This window comes from Marinobacterium rhizophilum DSM 18822, from assembly GCF_000378045.1.
Taxonomy (GTDB): domain Bacteria; phylum Pseudomonadota; class Gammaproteobacteria; order Pseudomonadales; family Balneatricaceae; genus Marinobacterium_A; species Marinobacterium_A rhizophilum.
On sequence record NZ_KB899092.1, the window covers coordinates 272,654 to 285,841 of the forward strand.

Genomic DNA, 13,188 nt, shown 5'->3' on the forward strand with positions numbered 1-13,188 from the left:
GCTTCGCGGTTCGGGGTCGCTGTGGTTAGGGTTATTTCTTCTGCTTGCCGAGCACTTCTTCGACTGAGGCGAAGAAAGCGCGCAGCATGCCGAGCCCCGAGTGTTCGGGGTCGCTGTGGTTAGGGTTATTTCTTCTGCTTGCCGAGCACTTCTTCAACTGAGGCGAGGATACCGCGCAGCATGCCAAGCTCGGCCCTTTCCGGGCGACTGCGATTGAAATAGCGGTGCAGCTTGTCCAGCACGCGGCCCTCGTGCTGCGGAATGATGAAGTTGGTAAGACGCAGCACGCGCTCAAGATGCTCGTAAAACAGCTTCATTTCGCCCTGGCGCGGGTACTGGGCGCCTTCGGTCTGGATTACCGGCTGTTCGTGCGCCATCCAGACTTCATAGCTCAGCAGCTGTATGGCCTGGGCTACATTGAGCACCGGGTATTCCGGATTGGCCGGAATATAGACATGAAAGTTGCAACGCTTGAGTTCGTCGTTGTGCAGCCCCATGGTTTCACGTCCGAACACGATGGCGATCTCGCCGTCGGCTGACTCGGCCGCGCACTTGATGCCGCACTGCCTGGCATCCAGCTGAGGCAGATCGAAGGTCCGGTTGCGAGCGCTTGTGCCGATGACCAGCTGACAGTCGGCAATGGCTTCATCCAGGCTGCCTACAACGCGGGCAGCGTCCAGGACATCCTTGGCGCCGGCGGCGCGGGAGTCGGCATCGGGGTGGGGGAATTCCCGCGGCTCCACCAGCCATAGCTGCGTAAGGCCCATGTTCTTCATGGCCCTGGCGGCGGCGCCTATGTTGCCGGGGTGAAAGGTGTTGATCAGTACGATGCGGATATTCTTGAGCATGGCAGTTCCGAAGGCGGATCGGTTTGTACGTCTATCGCTGGCGCGGGCTGTGCCGCTGTCGATCACCATTGAAAACGGGGCCCTGGGGCCCCGTTCGTTCAGCCCGGATCAATCAGATCGATTCGGCCTGCGCCACAGCATTACCAATGTAATTCTGCGGCGTGAGTGCCTTGAGCGAAGCCTTGGCATCGTCCGGCATGTCCAGCGTATCGATAAAGTTCTGAATTGTTTCGCGGTTCATGGTGTGTCCGCGGGTCAGTGCCTTGAGCTTTTCGTACGGCTCTTCGATACCGTAGCGGCGCATCACGGTCTGAATCGGCTCGGCCAGTACTTCCCAGGCGTTCTCGAGGTCGGCGTCCAGGCGTGCAGCATTCAGTTCCAGCTTGCTGATGCCCTTGAGGGCTGACTGGTAGGCAATCAGGCTGTGACCAAAGCCAACACCCAGGTTGCGCAGTACCGTGGAGTCGGTCAGGTCGCGCTGCCAGCGGGAGATTGGCAGCTTGGCTGCGAGGTGCTGCATGATTGCGTTGGCGATGCCGAGGTTGCCTTCGGAGTTTTCGAAGTCGATCGGGTTGACCTTGTGCGGCATGGTGGACGAGCCCACTTCACCGGCAATGGTGCGCTGCTTGAAGTAACCCAGCGAGATGTAACCCCATACATCGCGATCAAAGTCGATCAGGATGGTGTTGAAACGGCAGATTGCATCAAACAGCTCGGCGATATAGTCGTGCGGTTCGATCTGGGTGGTATACGGGTTCCAGTCCAGGCCCAGGCTGGTGACGAAAGATTCGGCATAGGCCTGCCAGTCGACGTCGGGGTAGGCGGACAGGTGGGCGTTATAGTTGCCGACGGCGCCATTCACCTTGCCGAGGAACTCCATCTGGTCCAGCTGTTTGAGCTGGCGCTGCAGGCGGTGCGCAACGTTGGCCATTTCCTTGCCCAGGGTCGTGGGCGAAGCAGTTTGGCCGTGGGTGCGGGACAGCATCGGCTGTGCGGCGTAATCGCGTGCCAGGGTAGCGATGGCATCCTTCACCTGCTGCATCTGATCCTGCATGACGGCCAGGCCGTTTTTCAGCATCAGGGCGTGGGAGAGGTTGTTAATGTCCTCGGACGTGCAGGCAAAATGCACGAACTCGCTAATCTTGGCCAGTTCGTCGTTGCTGCCGAATTTTTCCTTGATGAAATATTCAACGGCCTTGACGTCGTGGTTCGTGGTGCGCTCGATGTCCTTGACGCGCTGTGCATCGGCTTCACTGAAGTCGCTGACGATGGCGTTGAGCTGCGCATTGGTAGCGACGCTGAACGGCTGAACCTCGACGATGCCGGGGTGGTTGGCCAGCTGTTGTAGCCAGCGGATCTCCACTTCGACGCGGAAACGAACCAGGCCGAATTCGCTGAATATGGGGCGCAGGTCAGCAGTTTTGCTGCCGTAGCGTCCGTCGATGGGAGAAATGGCGGTAAGGGCAGAGAGCTCCATGAAACGTCTCGCTGTGACTGTAGGGTTAAAAAAGTGCGCGCATTATAACGGAAATGCGGCGCCGGCGTATGACTTATGCGCAGCTGTGATGCGGAAACCCCGGGTATGCATGCATTTTGCGCTACCCGGCCGTCGCGCTGCGATCTATTGAGGGACTTGCAGGCGCTGCAGCGACGGGCGTACCCGATGTTTGAAAAACAGCAACTGCCAGCGACGCCCACCCACCTGATGCCAGAGCATTGCGGCACGGATGCCGGCCAGCAGCAGGGCACGGATCTTGGCGGCATTGTCGGCATTTTGCAGGTGACGCGGATCGCCTCCAACGTTAATGCGAAAGCTGAAGGTGCTGATGGTTTCCTGGTACAGGCTGGCGATATTGGCCACCACATTGGTATGGGTGAAAACCGCCGGGTTATCCAGTGCATCGCCGTCCTGGCCGTTGAAATACTGCGCCTGCTGACGGATCTGGACGATGCGCTTGCCCAGGGTGTCGAGCATCTCCTTGTTGGAGGCAAGCTTGGCCTGCAGGGTGATCATGCTGAGCACGTAGTTGATCAGGTTGCGGTTCTGATCGCCCCTGCGTTTCTCTATCAGATCGCTGAGCGTTTTCAGGCCCAGGCTCAGGTTGTGGGGCAGGTCATGGGCGCCGCCGTAAATATCTTCGGTGCGCTTGGGGTCGGTTACAAAGATGCTGTAGAGGCTGGACTCAAAACTGTTCTGCGGGATCATGCCGCGCGTGGCGATCTGGTCGACCAGGGCTGCGGCCTGGCACATTGCCGCCAGGGCAATGGCTTGTTCATCCTGTTGGCGTGACATTTTAAGCACTTACTCCGAGCCGGTTTTACCCGTGGTTTCAATTACCCCGCCACCCAGGCAGGTCTCAGCGTCGTAGAACACCACGGACTGACCGGGTGTGACGGCGCGCTGCGGCTGATCGAAGCGAACCCGATAGCCGGCATCGCCGCAGGCCTCTATGACACAGTCCTGATCGGCCTGGCGGTAGCGCACCTTGGCCTTGCAGCGATGCGGCAGGGCTGGACTCTGGCCATTAATCCAGAAAATATCGCCGGCGGTAAGCCAGTCGGTGAACAATAGGTCATTCTGCTTGCCCTGCACGGCGACAAGCACATTGCGCTCCAGGTCCTTGATGGCGGCGAACCAGGGTTCTTCTGGATGGTTTTTAAGGCCGCCTATGCGCAGCCCCTGGCGCTGCCCCAGGGTGTAGTACATGAGGCCTGCGTGCTGGCCGATGACTTCGCCCTCGGGGGTTTCAATATTGCCTGGCTGGGCAGGCAGGTATTGCTGCAGAAAGTCTGCAAAACGCCGCTCGCCGATAAAACAGATGCCAGTGCTGTCTTTCTTGGCATGGGTAGCCAGGTCATGCTCTTCGGCAATGCGGCGCACTTCGGGCTTTTCCAGCTCGCCTATCGGGAACAGGGTTTTTGCCAGTTCAGCTTCGCCCACCTGGTGCAGGAAATAACTCTGATCCTTGTTGTTGTCCAGTCCCTTGAGCAGTCGGGTTCGACCGTCCTGATCCAGTCGCCGGACGTAATGGCCGGTGGCGATGAAGTCGGCCCCCAGCTCACAGGCGTAATCGAGAAAGGCGCGGAACTTTATTTCCCGGTTACAGAGGATATCGGGATTGGGTGTGCGGCCGGCGCGGTACTCGTCCAGAAAGTGTTCGAACACGTTGTCCCAGTACTCGGCGGCAAAGTTGGCCTTGTGCAACGTGATACCCAGGCGGTCACATACGGCCTGCGCATCAGCGAGGTCTGCCAGTGCCGTGCAGTATTCGGTGCCGTCATCCTCGTCCCAGTTTTTCATGAACAGGCCTTCGACCTGATACCCCTGTTGCATTAGCAGCAGGGCTGAAACGGAGGAGTCGACGCCGCCGGACATGCCGACGATTACTTTGGTGTTTGTGTGTTCGCTCATGGTGTAGTCGGGTCGGATCTCAGGGCAGAATATTCGGTCACAAAATCAAGCGGGTAACGCCGGCCCGCCAGGTAGTCATCGATGCAGCGCAGTACCAGGGGGCTGCGTAGCTGATCGGCGCGCTGTACAAGCTCGTCGTGCGTAAGCCAATGGGCCGCGATGATGTCTTCATCCAGCGGGTAATCCTGCTCGCGTTCCAGCGCGGAGGCGGCAAAACAGAAACGGTAATAGGTTACCCCATTGGAGGGTGCTTTGTAGGTATACATACCAACCAGGTATTCAGGGCGCACGTGCCAGCCGGTTTCCTCCAGCGTTTCGCGCCGTGCGGCCGCCAGCAGGGTTTCGTCTTCCTCGACATGACCCGCAGGCTGGTTAAAGACCCGCAGGTTGTCGGCATGTTCCTCAACCATCAGGAATCGGCCGTCCCGTTCAACGAGGGTGGCGACGGTTGCATGGGGCGTCCAGCACATCGGTTTCGTATCCGCCAAATCAAGGGGTGCACAAGATAGCATTAATGCTATGATTTTTCCCGCCCGCAACAGGAGTCGTGTATGACCGATTTTATCAGTATTCAAACCGAAGACTTCGACATTGCCAGCCTGCATGAGCAGCTGCGTGCCGAGGATGCCAGCTGCGGTGCGATTGTGACCTTTACCGGTATCGTGCGCGAGCTTGAAGGCGCCGAGCGGTTGCGGGGCATTTTCCTTGAGCATTACCCCGGCATGACGCAAAAGGCGCTGGCCAGAATTGTGGCCCAGGCGCGGGAACGCTGGTCACTCGGACAGGTGAGCGTGATTCACCGCGTTGGCGAGCTCATGGGTAACGACAATATTGTTTATGTCGGGGTCTCGTCGCGCCACAGGGTGGCGGCCTTTGAAGCGGCGCAATTTATCATGGACTACCTCAAGCGCGATGCCCCGTTCTGGAAAAAGGAATTGCTGGACAGCGATGCCCGCTGGGTCGAGCAAAAGGGCAGTGACCTGGACGCAGCCAGCAAGTGGTAGCGGCGCCATGCCGGCCTCCAGCCGAGGCTTCGCGCTAGCGTGGGCGTCGCCCCGGCTTTGTTCGGGTGGTGCTGGTTTTATTCGATCTCGAGCTTTTGATCGCATTGCGCCTTTCGGGCCTGCCGGGCGTGTGCGCTGCCTTGCGCTGAGGGCGCGTCGCCGGTTTGGGCGTTGGCACGTCGAGGCTGCGCGACTGTCCCGGGGCGAGGCCATCAAGTGTCCAGGGGCCAATGGCGGTTCTGATGAGGCGCAGGGTAGGGAAGCCCACGGCTGCGGTCATGCGCCGGACCTGCCGGTTTCTGCCTTCAGTGATGCACAGCTCAATCCAGCTCGTAGGGATCTGCGCCCGTTCCCGTATGGGCGGATTGCGCGGCCATAGATTCGGGTCTTCGATGCGCCTGGCCTGAGCCGGTGCGGTCATGCCATCCTTGAGTTCAACACCTTTGCGCAGTGCTGCCAGCGCCGCCTCGCTCACATTGCCTTCCACCTGGGCCAAATAGGTCTTTTCCATTTTGTGCCGCGGATGGCTAAGCTGATGTTGCAGCACGCCATCGTCGGTCAGCAGCAGCAGGCCTTCGGAGTCATAATCCAGCCGGCCGGCGGCATAGACCTCTTTCTCGCGAATGAAGTCGGCCAGCGTTATGCGACCCTGGTCGTCGGTGAACTGGGTGAGTACCTGGAAGGGCTTGTTAAACAGGATCAGCTTGGACATTGGACCTGATGGGCTATAGTGCGATAGAGGCAAAAGTGGCTTTGTGCAAACTCAGTCCGGCGATACTACTACGAATGTATTCAGTGGAGTAGAGAATGGGATACAAGAAGATTCAGGTGCCAACTCAGGGCGAAAAGATCACTGTCAATGCTGACTTTTCCCTGAACGTCCCCCAAAACCCTATCATTCCGTATATCGAGGGCGACGGCATCGGTGTCGATGTTACACCGCCGATGATCAAGGTGGTGAATGCTGCCGTTGACAAGGCGTATGGTGGCCAGCGCAAGATTTCATGGATGGAGGTTTACGCCGGCGAGAAGGCGACGCAGATCTATGATCAGGATACCTGGCTGCCGGAGGAGACCCTGCAGGCGTTCAAGGACTTCGTTGTCGGTATCAAGGGCCCCTTGACGACGCCGGTTGGCGGCGGTATTCGCTCGCTCAATGTGGCGTTGCGGCAGGAACTTGACCTCTATGTCTGTCAGCGGCCGGTGCGCTGGTTCAAGGGGGTGCCGAGTCCTGTGATCAATCCCCAGGATGTGGACATGGTGATCTACCGTGAAAACTCCGAAGATATTTACGCCGGGGTCGAATGGAAGGCCGGATCGCCGGAGGCGGACAAGGTAATCCGTTTCCTGAAAGAGGAAATGGGCGTTACCAAGATTCGCTTCGACACGGATTGCGGTATCGGTATCAAACCGGTTTCCCGGCAGGGTACGCGGCGACTGGTGCGCCAGGCGCTGCAATACGCGGTCGACAATAACCGTGACTCGGTGACCCTGGTGCACAAGGGCAACATCATGAAGTTCACCGAAGGCGCCTTCAAGGACTGGGGCTACGAACTGGCCCAGGAAGAGTTTGGTGCCACGCCGCTGGATGGCGGTCCCTGGATGAGCTTCAAGAGTCCCAAGACCGGCAAGCAGATTGTGGTCAAGGATGTGATTGCCGATGCCATGCTGCAGCAGATCCTGTTGCGTCCGGCCGAGTACGATGTGGTGGCCACCCTGAACCTAAACGGCGATTATCTTTCCGATGCCCTGGCCGCGGAGGTCGGTGGAATCGGCATCGCGCCCGGGGCGAACCTGTCCGACGAGGTGGCAATTTTCGAGGCAACGCACGGCACTGCGCCCAAGTATGCGGGCAAGGACAAGGTCAATCCCGGTTCGGTGATCCTGTCGGCTGAAATGATGTTGCGCCATATGGGCTGGCTCGAGGCGGCTGACCTGATCATCAAGGGGGTCGATGGTGCTATCGCAGCCAAAACCGTAACCTACGACTTCGAGCGTCTGATGGACGGTGCCACGTTGCTGAAAAGTTCGGAATTTGGCGATGCGATCATCGCCAATATGTAACGGGCTGCGCCGAGTGCCAAGCAGGTGCCGGTAAGTGATAAAAAAAACCAGCCTCAAGGCTGGTTTTTTGCTGGCTGTGGCTTAAGTCGGCTGAACACGCGGACAGTAGCGCCGTCTTGCGGGTTCAACAGGGTAGCGGCGCTGTGCTGTTGTCTCGGTATCTTGGTGGGGGTTAGTTCGTGCCGAGCGGTTTGATGTTGACGGCATGGGTGCCTTTGGGGCCCGGCTGGGTTTCAAATTCAACCATTTGTCCCGCCTTGAGGCTGCGATATCCGTCTGACTGGATCGCCGAGTAATGGGCGAACAAGTCCTCGTTGTGGTCATCCGAAAGAATAAATCCATATCCTTTCGCATTGTTGAACCACTTTACTTTCCCTGTCTGCATGCGCGAATTCCCCTTGATTTCTGTCCTGAAACTCGTCTGCAGGAAACAAGCTTCAACTCCCAGACGCTGACTTGCTACAATGGTGAAGTGAGTCCCGGGCGACTTCTTTACATTGAGGCAGGTACTGCAGATACTGGATCCATCCTGCGTCACGGCAGTATAGCACCGGCAATCCGGGACGCTAATTGTCAGTCCCCAATTTCATCTACTGACCAAAGTAAAGGCTAACAATCAGGCATGAGCAGTTCCGTATCAATCAGGCTTTCGTCTGATAGTGACAACGAAGGGCATGACGAGCAGCACGGTGATCATGATTCAGGGTTGGCCACCGAGGAGGCGAAGCCGAAACTGAAGCGCCCGCCCATGTATCGCGTGGTGCTAATGAATGATGATTACACCCCCATGGATTTTGTCATTGAGGTGTTGATGATTTTTTTCGCCCTGGATCAGGAAAAGGCGACACAGATCATGTTGGCCGTCCATACTCAGGGTAAGGGCGTTTGTGGTGTATACACGCGTGACGTGGCTGAAACTAAAGCCGCGCAAGTGAATCAATATTCAAGGGAAAATAAACATCCCTTGTTGTGTGAAGTCGAGAGCGTCTGATCAGGAGTCCGCCATGCTTAACAGAGAGTTGGAAGAGACCCTCAGCGCAGCCTTCCGGGTAGCCCGGGACAAGCGGCATGAGTTCATGACGGTTGAGCATTTGTTGCTCGCGTTGCTAGATAACCGCGAAGCTCAGGGGGTTTTGAACGCCTGTGGCGCTGATATTGCGAAATTGCGTCAGTCGCTGACCACCTTTATTGACGAGACGACTCCGCTGTTGCCGGAGAATATCCCCAACATGGAAACCCAGCCCACGCTGGGGTTTCAGCGTGTACTGCAGCGCGCTGTGTTCCACGTGCAGTCTTCCGGGCGGCACGAGGTAACCGGCGCCAATGTGCTGGTGGCGATCTTCAGTGAGCAGGAAAGCCAGGCTGTTTTCGTGTTGCAGCAGCAGGGCGTAGAGCGCATTGATGCAGTCAATTACATTTCCCACGGTATTTCCCGCGTATCGGATCACGAATCCCAGGATCACGAAGTCTCGGTGGATTCCGAGAGCGGTGAAGACAAGGACAAGAGCGCGTTGGCCAAATATGCGGTCAATCTGAATCTTCTGGCGCAGCAGGGGCGTATTGATCCGCTGGTGGGCCGGGATGCAGAGGTAGAGCGCGTTATCCAGATCCTGTCGCGTCGGCGCAAGAACAATCCGTTGCTTGTCGGCGAGGCCGGTGTCGGTAAAACCGCGATCGCCGAAGGGCTTGCCAAGCTGATTGTTGAGGGGCAGGTTCCTTCTGTGATTGCTGACAGCGTTGTCTATTCACTGGATCTGGGGGCCTTGCTGGCCGGCACCAAGTACCGTGGCGACTTTGAAAAGCGTCTCAAGGCACTGCTTGGCGAGATCCGCAGTCAGGAACACTCGATTCTCTTCATCGACGAGATTCATACCATCATCGGTGCGGGAGCAGCCTCTGGCGGCTCCATGGATGCGTCCAACCTGCTTAAGCCGATGCTGAGTTCGGGTGAGATTCGCTGCATAGGTTCGACGACCTATCAGGAGTTTCGCGGTATTTTCGAGAAAGACCGTGCGCTGGCGCGTCGATTCCAGAAAATTGACGTGCTTGAACCCAGCGTTATGGATACCTATCAGATTCTGAAAGGGCTGAAGAATCGCTTCGAGCAGCATCATCAGTTGAAGTATACCGATGCCGCGTTGCGTGCAGCTGCGGAGCTTGCGGATCGCTATATCAACGACAAGCACATGCCTGACAAGGCAATTGATGTGATTGATGAAGCGGGCGCCTATCAGCGCCTGATGCCGGAGGACAATCGCACACTGCTGATTGATGTGCCTGAGGTCGAGGTCGTGGTGGCCAAGATTGCGCGCATACCGCCGAAAAGCGTCTCCGCTTCCGACAAGGATCTGCTGAAAAAACTCGACACCAATCTGAAAATGGTTGTGCTGGGTCAGGAACAGGCTATCGATACGCTGTCCTCGGCGATCAAGCTGTCGCGTGCGGGCCTCAAGGAAGCGAACAAACCGGTGGGTTGCTTCCTGTTTGCCGGACCCACAGGGGTTGGTAAAACCGAGGTTACAACGCAGCTGGCGAGGATTCTTGGTATTGAGCTGGTGCGCTTTGACATGTCCGAGTACATGGAACGTCACACCGTGTCGCGTCTGATTGGTGCGCCTCCTGGCTATGTTGGCTACGATCAGGGCGGTTTGCTGACGGAAGCGGTGACCAAGTCACCACACTGCGTGCTGCTGCTTGATGAGATCGAGAAGGCGCATCCGGAGGTGTTTAACCTGCTGTTGCAGGTCATGGACAACGGTACCCTGACCGATAACAACGGACGCAAGGCAGACTTCCGCAACGTGATCATGGTGATGACCACCAATGCGGGCGCCGAGGCCATGAGTCGGCCGTCCATTGGCTTTACGCACCAGAATCATGCCAGCGATGGCATGGCGGCAATTCGTCGCATGTTCTCGCCGGAGTTCCGCAACCGCCTGGATGGGATCATTCAGTTCAAGTCGCTGTCGCCGGAGATTATTCGCGGTGTGGTCGACAAGTTCCTCACCGAGTTGCAGGCGCAGCTGGATGAAAAGAAAGTTGTGCTGCATGTGGATGATTCTGCCAGCGCATGGCTGGCGGAGAAGGGGTACGACGACACCATGGGTGCCCGACCGATGAAACGCCTGATTCAGGAACAGCTGAAGAAGCCGCTGGCCGAGATGATTCTGTTCGGCGAACTGGCTGAGGATGGCGGAACGGTAGAGATCAGTGCCGGTGACGACGGTAATCTGGTACTACATGTGGTTTCTGAACAGCCGGAAGGGTGTCACTGATCACGGAGGCGGGTTCCGGATCGGCTTTTTGAGCCGGTTATGCAGGAACTGGCCGTATGAGGTCGTCTTTTGGGATAAGGGTGCAGGTCAATTGAGGTGATGTATCTTGCCGCAATTGACCGGCGCCTCTCATGAGGTGAAGTGCTTCGCGTGTTGAAATTGCTGTACCGCTTTCGGTTTGCGCGTTTCTCTGTTTAATCCCCTGACATGCCGTTCAACAGGTGCCATATCGGCCGCACTTTAGGCGTGCCTGAATATTTTTACGGTGCCCGCTTGCCTGAGTGTGTATTAAGGCGAGTGGCAGTGCAGATGTCAGGCGTTCCCGCGCAGAATTAAGGCGCTTTCAGCGTCGGTCAGGGGAGGAGGTGCTTCAGAGTCGCGTGCGCAGCACAGTGACAGCGAGGGTGCTGCCACTGAAGCTGATGAAGCGGAAGAAAGCTGGGTATGGCGTGCAATCAGCGAGCGCGGTAAACGATGCGACCCTTGCTCAGGTCGTAAGGTGTCAATTCTACTTTGACTTTGTCGCCGGTCAGAATGCGGATGTAGTTCTTGCGCATTTTGCCGGAAATGTGCGCTGTTACAACGTGACCGTTCTCGAGTTCTACGCGAAACATAGTGTTCGGCAGCGTATCGATAACGGTGCCTTCCATTTCAATGCTATCTTCTTTGGCCATTCAGTACCTACCTTGTAAAGCTGTTGCTAACCCAGTCTTCCGCGCCGAATTAATGCGAAATTAACCAGCGCTTCCCAGTGAAGCGCAGTATTCTGCCTTAAAAGCGGTGTTATATCAAAGAGATTCGAGCATTGTAGCGTTAAGACTGTGGCGTCCGTTGCATCGTCTGAGGCGTTTTAACGGCAGTAGGGCGCATGCGCAGCGTTAGCAGGGTCTGGCAGCCTGTCGGACTTAACACTGATCCACTCGGCTCGGGCATCCTGCTTCGCCCTACCTCCTGCATCCATGCAGTCGTGCGGAAAAGCCGATTCTGGCCATTGTTTGAGCTCTTCTTTGTTAAATAGAACCACTATTCGTCGCAAAAGAGCTCAAAAAACTGATTCAGAACGGTCTTCCCCTCGCTACGAGCGGTCAAACCCGACAGGCTGCTAGCGCAATGCGCTCCAGTGGCCGTCGATCAGCAATTGCAGCGGGCGGTAACCAATCTTGTAGCTCATTTTCTGGCATTGCTTTACCCAGTAGCCCAGATACAGGTAGGGCAAGCCCAGTTGGCGGGTCTGTTCAATCTGGGTGAGGATGCAATAGGTGCCGAGGCTGCGTTTGGGCATGTCCGGATCGTAGAAGGTGTAAATCGCAGACAGCCCCTGGGTCAGTTGGTCCGTTACGGCAACGGCAAGCAGCTGGTCGTTGAGACGCACCTCAAAGAAAAAACTGCTGTCATGGCCCTCCACCAGAAATGCCCGGAACTGTTCAATGGAGGGCGGGTACATGTCGCCATCGGCGTGGCGGGCATTAATATAACGCGCGTACAGAGCGTAATGCTCATCGCTCATTACCGGTGCGACGCGCTGGCAGGACAGGTCTCGGTTGCGATTCAGGATGCGTTTCTGGCTCTTGCTGGGGCGGTAGTTGTCCGCGGGAATACGCACTGAAACACACGCCTGGCAGCCTTCGCAATGCGGACGATAGATATGTTTGCCGCTGCGGCGAAATCCCAGCTCTGACAGCTGGCTATAGGCGTCCGTGCTGATGATGGCTTGCGGATCCACAAAGAGTGTGCGGGCCATGCGTCCGGGAATATAGCTGCATTCGTGTTCCGGTGTGGAATAAAAATGCAGCTGTCGCAGAGTAGTCACGGAGTCTTAGCCTCTAAAATACGCTCATATCGATATCGAACTTCCAGGTCGGATTACAGGGTGTCTCGACATTTCGATCCAGTTCCTGAAGAAAGGTTTCCCGTGGAATCTCTTCTGCGCCAAGCGTGACGAGATGCGGATTGTGAACCTGGCAATCAATTAAAGGATAGCCCCAGTTTTTGAGTTGTTCGACCAGCCACGCAAAGGCTATTTTGGATGCGTCTGTGCGCCGGCTGAACATCGATTCGCCAAAGAACATGCAGCCTGAAGCGATACCGTAAAGCCCACCCGTCAGTTCCCCATCCTGCCACACCTCTACGGAATGCGCATGCCCATTACGATGTAGCCTGTTGTACGCTGCATGCATTTCCTGGCTGATCCAGGTGCCCGAGCTGCCGGCGCGTGGCGCGGCGCAGCCATCCATGACGTCACTGAATGCCTGGTCGAACGTCACCTGATAGTCATTGCGTTTGAGGCGTTTGCGCAGGCTGCGGGAGATGTGCAGCCGGTCTGTATAGATCACACAGCGTGGATCCGGGCTCCACCACAGGATGGGCTCGCCGGGGTTGTACCAGGGGAATATACCGTTACGGTATGCGTTGAGCAGCCGCTCGGGGCTCAGGTCGCCGCCTGCTGCGAGCAGGCCGTTGGGATCCTTGAGCGCCTGTGAAGCGGGTGGAAACTGGTGGGAGCTGCGAGAAAGCCAGGAAATCATCAAGGTTTCCCCGAATTTGAGTCAACGGGCAGGCTGGAGAGCCTGCCCGGGTGCAGCCGG

14 protein-coding genes are annotated in these 13,188 nt (G+C 57.1%); 4 read left to right on the forward strand and 10 right to left on the reverse strand.

Translation table 11 applies throughout. The features are described 5' to 3' along the window. Positions 1–125: 125 nt before the first annotated feature. The 5 genes from trmJ to F451_RS0106110 all read right to left on the reverse strand — a co-directional run bounded on the left by trmJ (position 126) and on the right by F451_RS0106110 (position 4,730). Positions 126–848: a tRNA (cytosine(32)/uridine(32)-2'-O)-methyltransferase TrmJ gene (gene trmJ, locus F451_RS0106090; RefSeq protein ID WP_026291546.1), complete on the reverse strand. Its 723-nt coding sequence runs from the start codon at positions 846–848 to the stop codon at positions 126–128. A 112-nt stretch (positions 849–960) separates the two neighbouring features. Then, positions 961–2,325, reverse strand: a complete 1,365-nt coding sequence (purB, locus tag F451_RS0106095) for an adenylosuccinate lyase (protein ID WP_020680471.1) — start codon at positions 2,323–2,325, stop codon at positions 961–963. A 144-nt stretch (positions 2,326–2,469) separates the two neighbouring features. Beyond that, positions 2,470–3,141 carry a high frequency lysogenization protein HflD gene (gene hflD, locus F451_RS0106100; protein ID WP_020680472.1) on the reverse strand — a complete coding sequence of 224 codons (672 nt, stop codon included), beginning with the start codon at positions 3,139–3,141 and terminating at the stop codon, positions 2,470–2,472. A gap of 9 nt (positions 3,142–3,150) precedes the next feature. After that, positions 3,151–4,260 (reverse strand): tRNA 2-thiouridine(34) synthase MnmA, encoded by a 1,110-nt coding sequence (mnmA, locus tag F451_RS0106105; RefSeq protein ID WP_020680473.1) that lies wholly within the window; start codon positions 4,258–4,260, stop codon positions 3,151–3,153. Then, positions 4,257–4,730, reverse strand: coding sequence for an NUDIX hydrolase (locus tag F451_RS0106110; protein ID WP_020680474.1), 474 nt, complete (start codon positions 4,728–4,730; stop codon positions 4,257–4,259). Before F451_RS0106110 ends, mnmA begins: the two co-directional genes overlap by 4 nt. Positions 4,731–4,811: 81 nt before the next feature. Here F451_RS0106110 and moaE point away from each other — a divergent pair, with 81 nt between their 5' ends. After that, positions 4,812–5,264, forward strand: coding sequence for a molybdopterin synthase catalytic subunit MoaE (gene moaE, locus F451_RS0106115; RefSeq protein ID WP_020680475.1), 453 nt, complete (start codon positions 4,812–4,814; stop codon positions 5,262–5,264). A 34-nt stretch (positions 5,265–5,298) separates the two neighbouring features. On the opposite strand, the gene F451_RS0106120 is transcribed toward moaE, so the two are convergent. Beyond that, entirely contained in the window at positions 5,299–5,976 is a 678-nt protein-coding gene (locus F451_RS0106120) for a pseudouridine synthase (protein ID WP_020680476.1), read from the reverse strand. A 95-nt stretch (positions 5,977–6,071) separates the two neighbouring features. On the opposite strand from F451_RS0106120, the gene icd reads away from it, so the two are divergent. Beyond that, positions 6,072–7,328 carry an NADP-dependent isocitrate dehydrogenase gene (gene icd / locus F451_RS0106125; RefSeq protein ID WP_020680477.1) on the forward strand — a complete coding sequence of 419 codons (1,257 nt, stop codon included), beginning with the start codon at positions 6,072–6,074 and terminating at the stop codon, positions 7,326–7,328. 172 nt (positions 7,329–7,500) lie between these two features. Here icd and cspD read toward each other — a convergent pair whose 3' ends face one another. Further along, positions 7,501–7,713, reverse strand: a complete 213-nt coding sequence (gene cspD / locus F451_RS0106130) for a cold shock domain-containing protein CspD (RefSeq protein ID WP_020680478.1) — start codon at positions 7,711–7,713, stop codon at positions 7,501–7,503. Between the two features lie 237 nt (positions 7,714–7,950). Between cspD and clpS the strand changes: the two genes are divergently transcribed. Both clpS and clpA read left to right on the forward strand, forming a co-directional pair. After that, a complete protein-coding gene (gene clpS / locus F451_RS0106135; RefSeq protein WP_020680479.1) occupies positions 7,951–8,319 on the forward strand; it encodes an ATP-dependent Clp protease adapter ClpS in 369 nt (122 codons plus the stop codon). A 13-nt stretch (positions 8,320–8,332) separates the two neighbouring features. Beyond that, positions 8,333–10,603 (forward strand): ATP-dependent Clp protease ATP-binding subunit ClpA, encoded by a 2,271-nt coding sequence (clpA, locus tag F451_RS0106140; protein ID WP_020680480.1) that lies wholly within the window; start codon positions 8,333–8,335, stop codon positions 10,601–10,603. Between the two features lie 455 nt (positions 10,604–11,058). On the opposite strand, the gene infA is transcribed toward clpA, so the two are convergent. From infA to aat, 3 genes are all read right to left on the reverse strand, one after another. Next, entirely contained in the window at positions 11,059–11,277 is a 219-nt protein-coding gene (gene infA, locus F451_RS0106145) for a translation initiation factor IF-1 (protein ID WP_007019821.1), read from the reverse strand. A 428-nt stretch (positions 11,278–11,705) separates the two neighbouring features. Next, a complete protein-coding gene (locus tag F451_RS0106150; RefSeq protein WP_026291547.1) occupies positions 11,706–12,413 on the reverse strand; it encodes an arginyltransferase in 708 nt (235 codons plus the stop codon). 13 nt (positions 12,414–12,426) lie between these two features. Further along, complete coding sequence (aat, locus tag F451_RS0106155; protein WP_020680482.1) at positions 12,427–13,128, reverse strand: leucyl/phenylalanyl-tRNA--protein transferase; 702 nt, start codon at positions 13,126–13,128, stop codon at positions 12,427–12,429. Positions 13,129–13,188 lie beyond the last annotated feature (60 nt).

Bases quoted from the DNA above. Each gene is read 5' to 3' on its own strand.
- trmJ (WP_026291546.1), bottom strand. From the start codon at position 848: ATGCTCAAGAATATCCGCATCGTACTGATCAACACCTTTCACCCCGGC.
- purB (WP_020680471.1), bottom strand. From the start codon at position 2,325: ATGGAGCTCTCTGCCCTTACCGCCATTTCTCCCATCGACGGACGCTAC.
- hflD (WP_020680472.1), bottom strand. From the start codon at position 3,141: ATGTCACGCCAACAGGATGAACAAGCCATTGCCCTGGCGGCAATGTGC.
- mnmA (WP_020680473.1), bottom strand. From the start codon at position 4,260: ATGAGCGAACACACAAACACCAAAGTAATCGTCGGCATGTCCGGCGGC.
- F451_RS0106110 (WP_020680474.1), bottom strand. From the start codon at position 4,730: ATGTGCTGGACGCCCCATGCAACCGTCGCCACCCTCGTTGAACGGGAC.
- moaE (WP_020680475.1), top strand. From the start codon at position 4,812: ATGACCGATTTTATCAGTATTCAAACCGAAGACTTCGACATTGCCAGC.
- F451_RS0106120 (WP_020680476.1), bottom strand. From the start codon at position 5,976: ATGTCCAAGCTGATCCTGTTTAACAAGCCCTTCCAGGTACTCACCCAG.
- icd (WP_020680477.1), top strand. From the start codon at position 6,072: ATGGGATACAAGAAGATTCAGGTGCCAACTCAGGGCGAAAAGATCACT.
- cspD (WP_020680478.1), bottom strand. From the start codon at position 7,713: ATGCAGACAGGGAAAGTAAAGTGGTTCAACAATGCGAAAGGATATGGA.
- clpS (WP_020680479.1), top strand. From the start codon at position 7,951: ATGAGCAGTTCCGTATCAATCAGGCTTTCGTCTGATAGTGACAACGAA.
- clpA (WP_020680480.1), top strand. From the start codon at position 8,333: ATGCTTAACAGAGAGTTGGAAGAGACCCTCAGCGCAGCCTTCCGGGTA.
- infA (WP_007019821.1), bottom strand. From the start codon at position 11,277: ATGGCCAAAGAAGATAGCATTGAAATGGAAGGCACCGTTATCGATACG.
- aat (WP_020680482.1), bottom strand. From the start codon at position 13,128: ATGATTTCCTGGCTTTCTCGCAGCTCCCACCAGTTTCCACCCGCTTCA.